Annotated in this window: 1 protein-coding gene; it reads right to left on the bottom strand. The window is 42.2% G+C overall.

Going from position 1 to position 315, the window contains the following annotated elements; all coding sequences use genetic code 11:
• A partial coding sequence (locus tag AC1M9C_RS15000; RefSeq protein ID WP_481953984.1) for an enolase C-terminal domain-like protein occupies window positions 1-315 on the bottom strand: 315 nt, incomplete at both ends.

Below are 315 nucleotides of genomic sequence, written 5' to 3'. Positions count from 1 at the left end.
AAGCTGTACTTGGACCCATCAATGACTCATCCGCCATAATGGCAATATCAAAACGACGAGTTAAACGCTCCATGGCATCAATATTGTCAATCGCACATGGCTGTTCAATTAGATCCACACCGCCATCTTGCAGAAGCTGAATACCTTTGATCGCTTCTAACTCAGACCAAGCACGGTTCACATCGACACGGATAGAAATATCAGCACCTAACGCTTTTTTGATGGTGAGAACATGCTCAACATCTGCTTCTACAGCACGAGAACCAATTTTTAATTTAAAGAAGTTATGACGCTTAGCTTCGATCATCTTTTTCG

Source organism: Acinetobacter sp. 24-47-39, from assembly GCF_056783825.1.
Note: the sequence above shows the minus strand (reverse complement) of the source record. Positions and strands in the feature narration are given on the sequence as shown.